Annotated in this window: 12 protein-coding genes and 2 pseudogenes; 2 read left to right on the top strand and 12 right to left on the bottom strand. The window is 68.0% G+C overall.

What is annotated here, in order from left to right; translation table 11 throughout:
* Window positions 1–81: 81 nt before the first annotated feature.
* The 4 genes from OPF83_RS15295 to OPF83_RS15280 form a co-directional block, all read right to left on the bottom strand.
* Window positions 82–1,263, bottom strand: coding sequence for an MFS transporter (locus OPF83_RS15295; RefSeq protein WP_264888456.1), 1,182 nt, complete (start codon window positions 1,261–1,263; stop codon window positions 82–84).
* 25 nt (window positions 1,264–1,288) lie between these two features.
* A complete protein-coding gene (locus tag OPF83_RS15290) occupies window positions 1,289–1,975 on the bottom strand; it encodes a LysE family translocator (RefSeq protein WP_264888454.1) in 687 nt (228 codons plus the stop codon).
* The gene (locus OPF83_RS15285) at window positions 1,972–2,634 is read right to left on the bottom strand and encodes a methylated-DNA--[protein]-cysteine S-methyltransferase (protein ID WP_264888453.1); all 663 of its coding nucleotides are present in this window, start codon (window positions 2,632–2,634) and stop codon (window positions 1,972–1,974) included. Before OPF83_RS15285 ends, OPF83_RS15290 begins: the two co-directional genes overlap by 4 nt.
* A gap of 61 nt (window positions 2,635–2,695) precedes the next feature.
* Window positions 2,696–3,211 carry an RNA polymerase sigma factor gene (locus tag OPF83_RS15280; protein WP_264888452.1) on the bottom strand — a complete coding sequence of 172 codons (516 nt, stop codon included), beginning with the start codon at window positions 3,209–3,211 and terminating at the stop codon, window positions 2,696–2,698.
* 385 nt (window positions 3,212–3,596) lie between these two features.
* On the opposite strand from OPF83_RS15280, the gene OPF83_RS15275 reads away from it, so the two are divergent.
* Window positions 3,597–4,478, top strand: a complete 882-nt coding sequence (locus tag OPF83_RS15275; protein WP_264888451.1) for a triacylglycerol lipase — start codon at window positions 3,597–3,599, stop codon at window positions 4,476–4,478.
* Window positions 4,479–4,491: 13 nt separating this feature from the next.
* Here OPF83_RS15275 and OPF83_RS15270 read toward each other — a convergent pair whose 3' ends face one another.
* The 8 genes and pseudogenes from OPF83_RS15270 to OPF83_RS15235 all read right to left on the bottom strand — a co-directional run bounded on the left by OPF83_RS15270 (window position 4,492) and on the right by OPF83_RS15235 (window position 12,262).
* Entirely contained in the window at window positions 4,492–4,947 is a 456-nt protein-coding gene (locus OPF83_RS15270) for a hypothetical protein (protein WP_264888450.1), read from the bottom strand.
* Window positions 4,947–5,321, bottom strand: a complete 375-nt coding sequence (locus OPF83_RS15265) for an MTH1187 family thiamine-binding protein (RefSeq protein WP_264888449.1) — start codon at window positions 5,319–5,321, stop codon at window positions 4,947–4,949. The genes OPF83_RS15270 and OPF83_RS15265 overlap by 1 nt, the downstream gene beginning before the upstream one ends.
* Window positions 5,322–5,339: 18 nt before the next feature.
* Window positions 5,340–6,542 carry an LLM class flavin-dependent oxidoreductase gene (locus OPF83_RS15260; protein ID WP_264888448.1) on the bottom strand — a complete coding sequence of 401 codons (1,203 nt, stop codon included), beginning with the start codon at window positions 6,540–6,542 and terminating at the stop codon, window positions 5,340–5,342.
* Between the two features lie 541 nt (window positions 6,543–7,083).
* The gene (locus OPF83_RS15255; protein ID WP_375546280.1) at window positions 7,084–7,671 is read right to left on the bottom strand and encodes a TetR/AcrR family transcriptional regulator; all 588 of its coding nucleotides are present in this window, start codon (window positions 7,669–7,671) and stop codon (window positions 7,084–7,086) included.
* Window positions 7,672–7,798: 127 nt separating this feature from the next.
* On the bottom strand, window positions 7,799–9,283 hold the full coding sequence (locus tag OPF83_RS15250) for an FAD-binding protein (protein ID WP_264888446.1): 1,485 nt from the start codon (window positions 9,281–9,283) through the stop codon (window positions 7,799–7,801).
* 12 nt (window positions 9,284–9,295) lie between these two features.
* On the bottom strand, window positions 9,296–10,033 hold the full coding sequence (locus OPF83_RS15245) for a glucose 1-dehydrogenase (RefSeq protein ID WP_264888477.1): 738 nt from the start codon (window positions 10,031–10,033) through the stop codon (window positions 9,296–9,298).
* Window positions 10,034–10,053: 20 nt separating this feature from the next.
* A pseudogene (locus OPF83_RS15240) lies at window positions 10,054–11,187 on the bottom strand (diacylglycerol kinase).
* A gap of 115 nt (window positions 11,188–11,302) precedes the next feature.
* Window positions 11,303–12,262 carry an oxidoreductase gene (locus tag OPF83_RS15235; RefSeq protein WP_264888445.1) on the bottom strand — a complete coding sequence of 320 codons (960 nt, stop codon included), beginning with the start codon at window positions 12,260–12,262 and terminating at the stop codon, window positions 11,303–11,305.
* Window positions 12,263–12,425: 163 nt separating this feature from the next.
* Here OPF83_RS15235 and OPF83_RS15230 point away from each other — a divergent pair.
* Window positions 12,426–12,917 (top strand): annotated as a pseudogene (locus OPF83_RS15230) (cytochrome P450); the annotation flags it as partial.

The raw sequence follows: 12,917 nt of genomic DNA, 5'->3' as shown, positions 1-12,917 counted from the left end.
TCCGCACACCGCCACTCGACCGATGCGGGCCGGACCCACTTCTCGATGGCCGGGGCCGGGGCGCCGCCGGCGGGGGCCGGGTCAGCGCAGCTGGCGGCGGGCCAGCGGGATGAGCAACGCGCACACCACCGCGAGCCCGGCGATCCACGGGACCGGCCCGCCGAACCGCGACAGCTCGGCCAGGACGTACGGGGTGCCCATCCCGAGGTAGGCGATCACGTAGAACACGGCCACGAGGCCCGCGTGGTCCCCCACCCCCGACTGCAGCTCCACCTGGACCATGCCCGCCACGAGCAGCGTCCCGTAGCCGATGCCCAGCATCACGGCGACCGGCAGCAGCCACAGGGCCCGGCCCGGCAGGTCCGTGGCGGCGGCGAGGATCGCGCCGGCGGCCATGCCGATCGACGCGGCGCCCAGCCCGATGATCGGCGGCCGCGACGGGGGCGTATCGGCCGCGATCCTGCGGATGACCGGCTGGATCAGCACGCCGGAGCCGAGGGTCACGCCCACCATCACGCCCGCGTACGCGGTGGGTAGGCCGCCAGCGTCGCCGCCGAGCAAGTCGGCGAGCACGGCGAACGACATGCTGGCGCAGCCGAACACCAGCCACGCCCACGGGGCCACGCCCAGCAGGAAGCGGCGGGTCCCGGCGCTGGCCGGGATGAGCGGGGTCTTCACGGACTGCTCGACGGGCTGGTACGGGTCGGCGGTGTTCCAGGCGACCACCAGCGCGACGGTCCCCAGCACGAGGTGCGGCACGTACGCCGAGAGCAGCGGGGCGGGAACGAACTCGCCCACGAGACCGGCCACCATCCCGCCGAGCCCGAATCCGCCGCTCAACGCGATGGCGGCGCGGCGGGCCCCGGTGCCGGGGGGCGAGCCCGCGGACAGTTCCCGCACCCACGCGCTGCCCGCCCCGAACGCCGCGCCGGAGGCCAGACCGGCGAGGAACCGGCCGAGGTACAACCAGAACGGATTCTGTACGCCGAAAAGCATGAGCACGGTCGCGGCCAGCGACAACACGAGGACCGGGCGCATGAGCACGCGCCGGCCGTTGCGGTCCGACCAGCGACCCGCAAGGAGCAGCGTGGGTATCAGCCCGACGATGTAGATGCTGAACATCGCGGTGACCTCGGACTGCGCGAGCCCCTGGTCGGTGCGGTAGTGGTACAGCAGCGGCGCGAACTGGTTGGCGCCCCAGCCCACGGCGAACACCGCGAAGGCGGCGAGCAGCCAACTGCGGTTGCCGACGCGATCATCCATGCGGGAAATCTAGCCGGACGGCCGATCAGGCGAGCGCGGCGACGACGAACGCCACCCCCAACGCCACGAACAGCGCGCTGGCCACCAGGTCGACCCACGGCATCAGGCGCCCGACGCGCTCGTTGACGACGCGGTGCGAGGCGATCATCGCGATGCCGCCGAACCAGACGAACGAGGTGGCGATGAGCCCCGTCACGATCAGCAGCGACTGGGGCACCGGCACCTCGCCGCGGAGGAACGGGGCGAGCACGGCCCCGAAGAACACCAGGGCCTTGGGGTTGGCGAGGTTGGTCAGCAGTCCGCGCATGAAATCCGATCCCGCCCTCGGCTCCGGTCCCGGATACCGGGCCGGGTCGGGGGCCGGGTCGGGGGCCGGGTCGGGGGCGGGGTCCGGGACCGTGTCGGAGACCGGCTGCGCGGTTCGGGAGCGGAGCCAGCCGCGGATCCCCAGCAGGCCGAGGGTGGCCAGCACGATCCCGCCGGCGACCTGGAGCACAACCATGACCTGCGGGTACACGCGCACGAGCGCGGCCAACCCGGCAAAGGCCGCCACGAGCCACACCGCGTGACCGACGACGACGCCCGCCGCGGTGGGCACCCCGTGCCGTCGTCCGGCGAGGGCGCGTTGGAGGACGACGACGAGGTCGGGCCCCGGCGAGATGGCCGCCACCACCCACACCGCGAACAACGCGGCGACGGCGTGGGCGGTCACGCCGCCGATTCCATCGCGAGGAGGCGCTGCTTCGCCTCGATGCCACCGCGGTACCCGCCGAGCCCGCCGTCCGTGCGGAGGATCCGGTGGCACGGCCACACGAGCGGCAGTGGATTCGTGGCGCAGGCGGTGCCCACCGCGCGGACGGCACCGGGCCTGGAGAGCTCCGCCGCGAGCTGCTTGTAGGTGGCCGTCCGGCCATAGGACACGTCGACGAGGTGCCGCTGGACCTCGCCGCGGAAGCCCGTCGCCAAGCGGGTGTCCAGGGGTAGGTCGAAATCGCGACGCGTGCCGGCGAGGTACTGCTCGATCTGGTCGGCGGCGGCGTCGAGGATCCCGGCCCGGCCCGCGCCAGCCGCTGCATCGCCCGCGCCGGGAACAGCGTCGGCGGAGCTGGCAGCGGCACTGTCCGCCGCGGGGACCTGCAGGACCCGCGGGCCGATGCGGGTGGCAAGCATGTCCAGCACGTCGGGGCGGTCCTCGACCTCGAACGCCACATACACGAGTCCCGAGGTCGTGGCCGCGAGAAGCAGCCCGCCGATCGGCGAGGCGATCTCCCGGTACGCCACGTCGACCAGACCTTCCGCCTCGGCGGCGGCTGCGAGACGCCCGCGGAGCGCACCGGTGTCCGCCGAGGCGTGCTGCAGTTGTTCGATCATCTTGTCCTCCCTCTGGTCGTGTCCCTGCCTCACATCGCCTCGCCTCACATCGCCTCGCCCCTCATCCGTCGACACCGGGCACCTCCTTTTTCCGACGCAGAGCGGCGACACCGTCTGCGGCCGCCCGCCGAGCCGCTGCCTCCGAACCACCGACGACCCCGGCGATCTCGGCATAGGACAGCCCGCCCAGATACCGGTACGCCACGCACATCCGTTGCTTGGGTGGGAGTTTGGCGACCTCCGCCCAGAGCTCTGCCCCCGCGACGGCGGTGTACGCGTCGGTGTCGGTGTACGCAGCGGTGTCGTTGTCGTCGTCGACCCTTCCACCCCCACCTCCCGGCGGTGAGGCCGCGCGGACCGACCCGCGGATAACATCCACGGCCCGGCGGTGCGCGACGCGGACCAGCCACGCCTCGACGTTCGTGTCCTCCGGCAGGTCCGGCCACGCGCGCAGAGCCGACAGGAAGGTCTCGGACCAGGCGTCGTCGGCGTCCGGCCCCGGGCCGAGCACCGCACGGCAGACCCGCAGCACCGTCGCACCGTGGCGCTCCACCGCCGCATCGAACGCTGCCCTCATGGAATCCGGACCTCCCTCACCGTCCGCGAGCGTATGCCGCCGACACCCCGTAGTCGCGGCGGGCCACCGATTCGTGAGGTCGGCCCCCGGGCGAAGTGGCGGCCGAACCTGCCCCTTGGCGAGGTGACGGCCGGGTGACCATCGCGGTCACGGCGGGACAATTCCGCGCGCGACGGTTCCCAAGTGCGCTCGGGCGTCGCATACTGGCCGTACCCTCGTTTCACCCGGAGCCATCATGTTCATCCGACCACTCCCCCTTCCCTTCTTCCGATCTGCCCCGGCCCGAGCAGCCGCGCGATCCCGGACCGCGACGCGAACCCGGACTCGACTGGCCGGCGCGCTCACCGCAGCCGCGCTCACACTCCCCTTGGTCGGGGCCGTCGGCGTGACCGGCGCCGGAGCCGCCTCCGCGCAGTCGGTGGACCCGGCATTCGCCGCCGATCTGCACGCCCTCGAGGCCTCCGAACCCTTCGGCGCGCACGTCACCGATGCACTCAACGGCATCAACGGCCCCATCGGCGCGCCCGGCCCACCGGCCCCGGTGGACACCTCCGTGCCCTGCCAGCCGACGCCCGCACACCCGCGCCCGGTGATACTCGTCCACGGGACCTTCGACAACGGCCCCAACACCTTCCCGCGCCTCGGAGCACCTCTCCAGCAGCAGGGCTTCTGCGTGATCGCCCCGACCTTCGGCGCGTACGTCGGCAACCCGGGCCGCGGCGGGCTGGACTCCATCGTCGGCACGTCCGCACCCCAGCTCGCCACCGTGATCGACCACGTCCGAGCCCAGACCGGCGCCGACAAGGTCGACCTGGTGGGCTACTCGCAGGGCGCCGCGATCGCCGGCTACACCACCAAGATGCTGCGGTCCGACGCCGTCGCCCGCATCGTGTCCGTCGGAGGCTACTGGGGCGCCGACAACAGCGGGATGGTCCCGGCCGACCTTCCAGCCGAGGCTGCGGGGGTCGGCCTGTGGGCCGTCAACCTGCGAGGACTCGCCGAACTCGCGCCCTTCAGCCCGATGGTCGCCGCCTGGAAGGGAGTCGAGGGCAGCCCGTACGCGCCCGGAGTCGAGTACACGATCCTGGCCTCCCGCGGCGACACCGTGATGCCGCCGGAGTTCAGCTTCGTGCCGGGGCCCGGTGCGCGCACCGTGGTGGTCGAGGACGCGTGCGGCGGCGGGGCCATGGACCACAGTGGAATAGCCGGAGACCAGCGCACGCACGCGCTGATGGCAGGCGCGCTGGGCGGGGTCGGAGGCTGCTGACGGGCGGGTCCGGTCAAGCGGACTCGCTCGGGTGCCGCCGCTTCCGGTCCTGCACCAGCTCGTACGCGTCGCGCAGGTTCAGTCCGGGAAACGCCACCCGCAGTCGGCGCACCAGGTCCACGTCCCCGATCGACTCCCGGGCCAGGGTCTCCACGTCGGCATCGGTGACGCCCTCGGTGATGTCCCGCGAGCGATCGGCCGCGCGGTCGGCGAACCACCACTGGTGTGCCGCGGCACCGAACAGCAGCACGACCAGCGCGCACCACAGCAGCACGTCCAGGACGGACGAGTCGCCCTCGAGTACCTCGAACCCGAGCAGTACCAGCGCGCCGCAGCCGGCGATGACCGTGCCCGCGGTGACGACGACGGTCTGGAGGTCGCGAGGATGCCTGTTCGCTGACGATTCCCGGTCGCCACTGCGCAAATCGTTACTGCGCGAATCGACCCGGGGGTGACGGTCGGCGGTCATCAGACGGTCGGGTTGGTGTTGTCGTCGTCATTCCCCCGTGGTTTACCCACCTCGCCCGCGCCACCCGCGCCACCCGCGGCGAGGTGCCGCTCCACGCGCTCGACCTTGCCGGTCAGCTCCCCGCTGCGCCCCGGCCGCAGGTCGGCCTTGAGGACCAGGCTCACGCGCGGCGACACGGCCAGGACGGCGTCGGTCGCGGCGCGGATCACCGGCATGACCTCGTCCCACTCGCCCTCGATCGTGGTGAACATCGAGGTGGTCTCGTGCGGCAGGCCCGACTCGCGCACCACCCGCACGGCCGCGGCGACGGCCTCGCTCATCGAGGCGGTGTCGTCGGCCGTGGTCGTGGGGGCGACGGAGAACGCGAACAACATGCCAACACCGTAAACCCGTCAGAGCCGCGAGACGACCTGAGGGACCCCGGGTGTGAACTCTGCCTCAGCGAGCAGCTCGCGGACACGCGGGATGACTTTACGGCCGTAGAGGTCGACGGAGGTCATGAGATCGTCGTGCGGCGTGGGGCCGGAGGCGTACTTGAGGTCGAAGCGGTCCAGGCCGAGCGTGCGGACGGTGGTGGCGATCTTCTGCGCGACAGTCTCGGGCGAGCCGACGTACATGGCGCCGGACCGGACCTCGCGGTGGAAGTCGGCCTCGGTGGCGTCGCCCCAGCCGCGCTCCCGGCCGATCTGGTTGCGGTTGGTGATCCAGTGCGGCATCGCGAGTTCGGCGGCCTTCGCGTCGGTCTCGGCGACGAAGCCGGGCGAGTGCACGGCGATCGGCAGCCGCGGCGCGTCCTTGCCGGCGAGCTGGGTGTTCGCCTCGCGATAGAGGTCGGCGAACGGCGCGAACCGGCCGGCGGGGCCGCCGATGATCGCGAGCATGAGCGGCTGCCGGTAGCGCGCCGCGCGCACCACGGACTCGGGACTGCCGCCCACCGCGATCCACGAGGCGAGCCCGCCCTCGGTCTTGGGGTAGACGTGCTGGTTCACGAGCGGTGGCCGCAGGTCGCCCGACCACGTGACCGGCCCCTCGGGCAGCAGCGCGGAGAACAGGTCGAGCTTCTCGCTGAACAGCTGCTCGTACTGCTGCAGGTCGAAGCCGAACAGCGGGAAGGATTCGGTGAACGAGCCGCGGCCCAGCACCACCTCGGCGCGACCGTTCGAGAGGGCGTCGATCGTGGCAAAGCGCTGGTGGACGCGGATCGGGTCGTCGCTGGACAGGACCGTCACGGCCGAGCCGAGGGTGATGCGCTCGGTGCGGGTGGCGATGCCGGCCAGCACGATGTCCGGCGCAGAGACCGCGAAGTCGGGCCGGTGGTGCTCGCCGATCCCGAACGCGTCGACGCCCACCGTGTCAGCCAGGACGCCCTGTTCCACGACGTCGCGCAGGACCTGCGCGTGGTGGACGGGCCGGCCGGCGCGGTCGACGGTGACGTCGCCGAAGGTGTCGAGACCGAAGGCCACCTCGCCGCGCGGGACGGCGTGGGCGGGGGCTGGCGCCGATGTGTCCGGCGACGTGGGTGGTGTGTTTGACGACGATGAGGACGACGACGAAGTGGTTCCTGCGGGACCGTGGGCGGAGGCGGGGGAATTCATACCCCTCAGCATAGATGACGCGTCAACCACATGGCGTTGGCAGCTCTCCCCCGGTTCACCGGCTCCTGGTGACGATCCCTATGTGAATCAGGGGCGGGCGACTGCGGCCGGGGCGGTCTCGGCGGGGGCGGTCGGGGCGAGGGGCTAGGCCGGCCTTGCGGGTCCACCACCAGATGACAGAAGCAATGACGATGATGACACGAGGGCAGGAAGAAGCAGGTACGGTGTGCCGACGCCTCCCGAGCGGTCCTGGATGGCCGCGCCGAAGTCGGTGTGCAGTTAGAAAGCCGCGATCAAGCTGAAGCCGTTCAGGACAGCATGGAGGACGATCGCGACCTCCAGGCCGCCGGCGTGCCACGTGTTGAGGGCCAGTAGGACTTCGCGCCCCGCGCTAACGCGACCCCATGGACCCATTCGCTGTTGGCCAAGCTCATCGTCCGACGACGGTTACCCCTACTCTTCGGCCGCAAAATGCTCATAGTTGCGCCCAGAACCAAAAACTCCCGGCCTGCTGCACACCTGGTAGTCTCCCCGTTTGTGGTTATCGAGGCTCTGTAGCGGCAATGCCCGCGAGGGCACCTCTAACAACCGACTCGTAGATTCGGTCCTGGTCGAGCCCTCCGTCGATGAACCCGGTGTTGACGAGCGCTGAGAAGCCGTGCATGGCCGCGAACAGGCTTACTGCCGCATCGAAAGTCTCATCGGGTCGAAGTCCACAGGATGCGAGCATTGCACGCACCGCATTGTTGACCCTCATCGCCGCGGCTATGACCGATTCGGGATCCGGGGAGGCGGCAGTGAGTGCCTGGTATCTGCGCGGATACGTTGTCGCCCAGTGCCGATGGGCGTCCATCAGCGCGCGGAGCCCGTCTGGCCCGGAACGCCCCATTGCGACGGACGACAGGTGCTCGCCGAGGGACGTCATTGCTGCTACCTGAAGTGCACCGCGCAAGTCATGGAGGTTGCGGACGTGGTTGTACAGGGAAGCGGAGGCGATTCCAAGGCGTTCCGCGCACGCGGACATCGACAGTTCTTCCCAGCCGTGTTCGTCGACAAGCTCCATCGCGCCGTTGATCACCTTGGCGCGGGTGAGAGAGCGTCTGCGAGTGGAACTGCCGGAGGTCACGATCCTATGATAACGGAGGCGCGGTTAAAACAATAGTCTGTAGTCTATTGACTAATTGTGTTCGCATCAGTCGTAAGTAAATTCTATGCCAGTCGGGTCGGCAACTCGCCTTTGCGGCTGAGGGCGAGTGTCATTGGTTCGCCCGAGCTCGCGTGGCCGCGTGTGCTCCAGCACGGCGACCAAAGAAGGACCCTTCGCCCAGTTGAGTTCCGGAACAGTAGCCGTTGCCGTCCTGGGCGATGTTGGACGCGCAGGCACCCGCAGCATAGAGCCCGCCGACGACACCTCCACCTTTTCGCCGGGCCTGCCCGTCGACGGTCGTCGCGACACCGCCGAGCGTGAAACCCGCGTAGAGCGCGACGCCGACCGAAAGATCGAACACTCCCCATGGCCCCGTGTCTTGTGGTGTGAGCCAGTCGGTGTGCTTGTTGAAGTCTGGGTCCTCCCCGAGTGCGGCGTACTTGTTGTATCGGGTCAATGTCGTGGCCAGGCTGCCTCGCGGGAGGTCCAATCCCTTCTCCATCTCCTCGATCGTCTCGTACCCGTCTTTGAACGGCACGAGTGGCATCCTCTGCTCCTGCATATGGTCGCTGTCTGCGATGAGGTACGCCGCGCTGTCGGGTTGGCGCATCACCTGGTACGAGGTGCGCGCGTGATAGCTATCCTCCGCCACGAACCGTTCGCCACGTTTGTTGACGATGATGCCCTTGATCAGTGAGGAAGGCGGATAGAAGGGTGCCGTGACGAAAGGCTCCTCCATATGTTCAAGTGCCGCCCCCACCGACTGGCCCAGCCTGATCCCCAGTCCGTCGTCGTAGGAACTTCCAAGTGTGTACAGCTTCCTCCCAAGCGCCGGCACGTAGGCGCGCACCATGTCTTGGTTCATCACGAACCCGCCTGCTGCGAGGATGACGGAGGGGGCGAGAACTGTGCCGACGGCGTCGAAGGATTTCCAGACGACGCCTACAACATCGCCGGAAGGTGTCCCGTCGTCGGTCACCAACTGGCGGGCACCGGTCTCGTACCGCACCTCTACCCCGAGTTCATCGAGCCGGTCGCGAAGTAGGTCCATGACCATTGCGGCCCCTCCGGTGTCGCCGGGCACCGGCACCTTGTGTCCCCGCGGGAAAGGGTCCGCCTGTTCCCTGAACGGCCATACTTTCTCGTTTCCGGTGAACATCAGTCCTTCGGCCCCGGGTTGAATGACTGCCTTGCCGGGGAAGTACGAACGTTCGAACTCGAATCCGAGGTCTTCCAACCACGCGAAATGGCTGACAGACCCCGAGCAATACGCGCGGATCTTCTCCTCGTCGGGGTCTTTAGTTGAGATTGTCAGGTAGCGGACCATGGCGTCGACTGTGTGGTCGTGGCCTGTCGCCCGTTGGACCGCGGTCCCGCCGCCGAGGTAGAAATGTCCCCCCGCCATGGAGGTCGTGCCGCCGTGGACCGCAGCGCGTTCGAGCACCAGAACACGTGCCCCTGCCCGTGCGGCTTCGAGTGCGGCACACCCTCCGGCGATCCCAAAACCGACGACGACCACATCGTATGTTTCCGTCGGCCGTTCGGGGACCGCGGCGACCTCAGGCAGGGCCAGTCCGGACTTCGTCTCCGTCATTTCTGTTCCGGTTCAGCTCTTGTGGGGGATTTGATTGATCGTGCCGCCATCCATCACGAACTCCGAGCCCGTCGAGTACGAGGAGTCGTCGCTGGCCAGGAAGACAACGAAGGAGGCCACCTCTTCGGGTTGGCCTGGCCGCCCGAGGGGGATGGGGATCATGTCGTCCGGAATGCTCTCGGTGATCGGGGTGCGGATCAGTCCCGGATGGAGCGAGTTGACGCGGACGCCGTGGGGTGCAAGTTCCATTGCGACGGATTTGGTGATCCCGCGCAGGCCCCACTTGGATGCTACGTACCCGTGGGCCCACGGGGTGCCGCGCAATCCCTCGATGGACGAGATATTGATGATTGACCCGCCTGAGCCCGCGATCATCACGTCCGCAACTGCCTGCATCCCGAGGAAGGGACCGGTCAGGTTGACCTTGAGGATCCGGTTCCAGGCCTCGAGGGAGAACCGCTGGAGTCGATCACCGTTGGCGATCCCAGCATTGTTGACCAGGACATCGAGCCGTCCGAAATCACCGACTGCCGTCTCGACAGCCTCTTGCCAGTGACTCGGGTCAGTCACGTCGAGCGGGACGTGACGTGCTGCGTCCCCGAGTTCGTCGACCAGCGCTCGGCATTCGTCGTCCAACAGATCTCCGAGTACCACGGTGGCACCTTCGGCCACCAATGCCCTCGCGCTTGCCGCGCCGATTCCGCCGGCTGCACCGCTGATCAGTGCCACCTTGCCTGCAACTCGTCCCATGAGTTCCTCGTTCTCCGTGGTCATGTCGGGGTGTCTTCCTCTGCAACTGCTGCCGCGCCGAGTGTGGTCGCGAAGAGGCCTCGACCGGTTGGCATCGGTAAGTCCAGAGTCGTACGGATGCCCGCGGGGGCGGTAACGACGTCCGGCAGTGCGTTGACGACGCGTCCCGCACCCGCCGCGATGGCCGCATAGTTGTGGTCGCCCCGCCGGCTGCTAGGGCACACATCGACTCGGTAGGAGGGCTCGCCCTCGATCTCGAGCCGATAGGAGCCACCAGGCTGCGCTGGCTGGGGCCAGTCTGGACACAGGTCCTCGCGAAGTCGGGTGATGTGGTCCATGACGAACACTGGCCGCCCCGCGCTCATGCCGGTGACGGTGAACCGAACAGCAGCAACAGTTCCGTCGGCGATATGGCCGGCCGTGACGTCGAACGCCTCGGGCGCGGGCACCCGTTCGTACCACTCCGTGATCTCGTCGATCTCCACGTCAAAACCTGCGGCCAGTTGCCGGAGGGATACACCCCATGCGGCCGACAGCATGCCCGGTTTGAACAACAACGGCAGATCGTCAACCCCGCGCCCGAAACCCATCACCTCGATCAGGACCGGCCCACCGTCGTACGAGACGTAGTCAGCGATCTCCGAGCAGGTGATCTTCTCCACCCTCTGACACGTGCTGGCAACGGCAAAGGGCAGAACGTCGTTCGCCCAGCCGGGATCGATCCCGGAGACGAACAGGCTCACACCGCGCTCATGGCAGAGATCTTCTAGCCGCGTCACCATAGCCGGTGGTAGAAGACCCCAGGGGTAGATGAACGGCACCGGAGACGGGTCAAGCCCCTAGTAGTGGTGTAACTCGTTTCTGATCCTTCGCTGGAGGTCAGGCGGGTAGTTGCATCAGTGGATCGGCGGTCGCCTCCGCTTGAGAGCTGGTGTGGGGGTTGGTGGTCAGTGTGAGTCTGCAGCGCCAAGGTCATCGGTAGCCGCGATCCCGGTGATGACGTCGAGACCAGCGAGGTCGCCCGCGTCTCGCCCCACCTTCTCAGGGTCCGAGACGACGAGGCCCACCAGATCGAATCGTGGATCTTCGATCAGTTGTGAGAGTGCTATTCGACCGACGTTCCCGGTCGCCACATGAATGGCCTTTAGGGGCATTGGACGTTCTCCCTACTCAGGGTCGGGAAGTGCCCACCCGGGCGGGTCTGCACTTCGTCATACGAGGTCGCCACTTTGCCTACGGCTAGTGGTCGCCCTCTTTCGCTGGGATATATCAAGTGTTCAGCGAGACAGGCGGGTAGGGGACCGCTGTGAGCTTTTCAGCGAGTCCCCAGAGTTGCTCCTGGGCCTTCTCGTCGCGTGCTCGAGAGGCACTTCGGACCTTGACCGGCGCGCCGACGAGTTCGAAACGCCCACCCGGTCCATAGAAGTCCCCGTCCGTGGCGTCCGGGTCCAGAGCGGCCCGGAGGGTCGGCAGTGCACCCTGTGCCGCGTCCTGGGTGAACAGTGAGGTCACAGGTCGCAGGGCCGGGTTGTACACCAAGCGCACTGCGCGGGTGCGATCGCGGAGCACTGAAGTTCGGGTCCCGCCGGGGTGCGCGGAAACGGAGATCGCGGACCCGCCCTGCGCTCGGAGCCGGCGCCCCAGTGCGTAAGCGAACATCAGATTCGCGAGCTTCGACTGTGCATAGGCCACCTCGTGCGTGAAGTTGTGTTCAAGTGTCAGATCGTTGAAGTGGATGCGGCCTCGGCGGTGGGTGATGCTCGAGACGGTGACGATCCGGGCGCCGGCGGTGGCCATCACCAACTCGAAGAGACGTCCGGTGAGGGCGAAGTGGCCAAGAAAGTTGGTGCCGAGGTCCGCTTCGAATCCGTCCACCGTGAGGGCGCGGGTCGAGCGCATCACTCCACCGTTGTTGATCAATAGATCGAGTCGATCGGTGGTCTGGAGGATGTCATCGGCCGCCCGGTGCACCGAGCGCAGGTCAGCTAGATCGAGATGCACGACGCTCAATCGCGCATGCGGGGTCTCGCGACGAATGCTGGCCACCGCCCGGGTGGCGGCTTCAACATCACGGCACGCCAGTATCACCTCGGCATCGAGGCGCGCCAGCGCCCGCGCGGTCTCGTAGCCGATACCGGAGTTCGCGCCCGTGACGACAGCCACGTGCCCATCCAGCATGGCGGATTCTTCGAGGGTCCAGCCGCCCGCGTCTTTCCTATATCTCGCCATGAGGCACACCCTATACGAAGAGCGTTAGTTTGTAACGGATTGTCTTTCGTTTTAACCGGACCTCATTTACTCTTCATCTACGGCCTCCCTGATTCACGATGTGCGTGGCGTGACCGTCACCGAGATCGAAATCCGTTCGAGGCCCCATCGAGGAGGATCACTGATGACCACAACCGAACCCGCAGATTCATCTACGCTGAAGGAGCCTGGGCGGGTCTCTGGCGGCGAGGGCGAACTCGGCCACATGGACGAGCTCCGTGAGGACCCCATCGGCCTGTTCTGGCGGGTCCGTGAGGAGTGTGGCGACCTGGGGATCTTCCGGATCGCCGACCGCGACATCTGCCTGGCCTCCGGCGCCGCCGCCAACGAGGCCTTCTTCCGGGCGCCCGACGAGTCGCTCGACCAGGCGGCCGCGTACCCGTTCATGACCCCGGTCTTCGGTGAGGGCGTCGTCTTTGACGCCAGTCCCGAACGGCGTTCCGAGATGCTGCACAACACGGCACTGCGGGGTGAGCACATGCGCCAGCACGCCGTGACCATCCCGCGCGAGGTCGAGCGGATGGTGGCCGAGTGGGGTGACGAGGGCGAGATCGATCTGCTCGAGTGGTTCTCCGAGTTGACGATTTACACCTCCTCGGCGTGCCTGATCGGACCG

This window comes from Dietzia sp. NCCP-2495, assembly GCF_026011735.1.
In the GTDB taxonomy this organism is placed as follows: domain Bacteria; phylum Actinomycetota; class Actinomycetes; order Mycobacteriales; family Mycobacteriaceae; genus Dietzia.
Note: the sequence above shows the minus strand (reverse complement) of the source record. Positions and strands in the feature narration are given on the sequence as shown.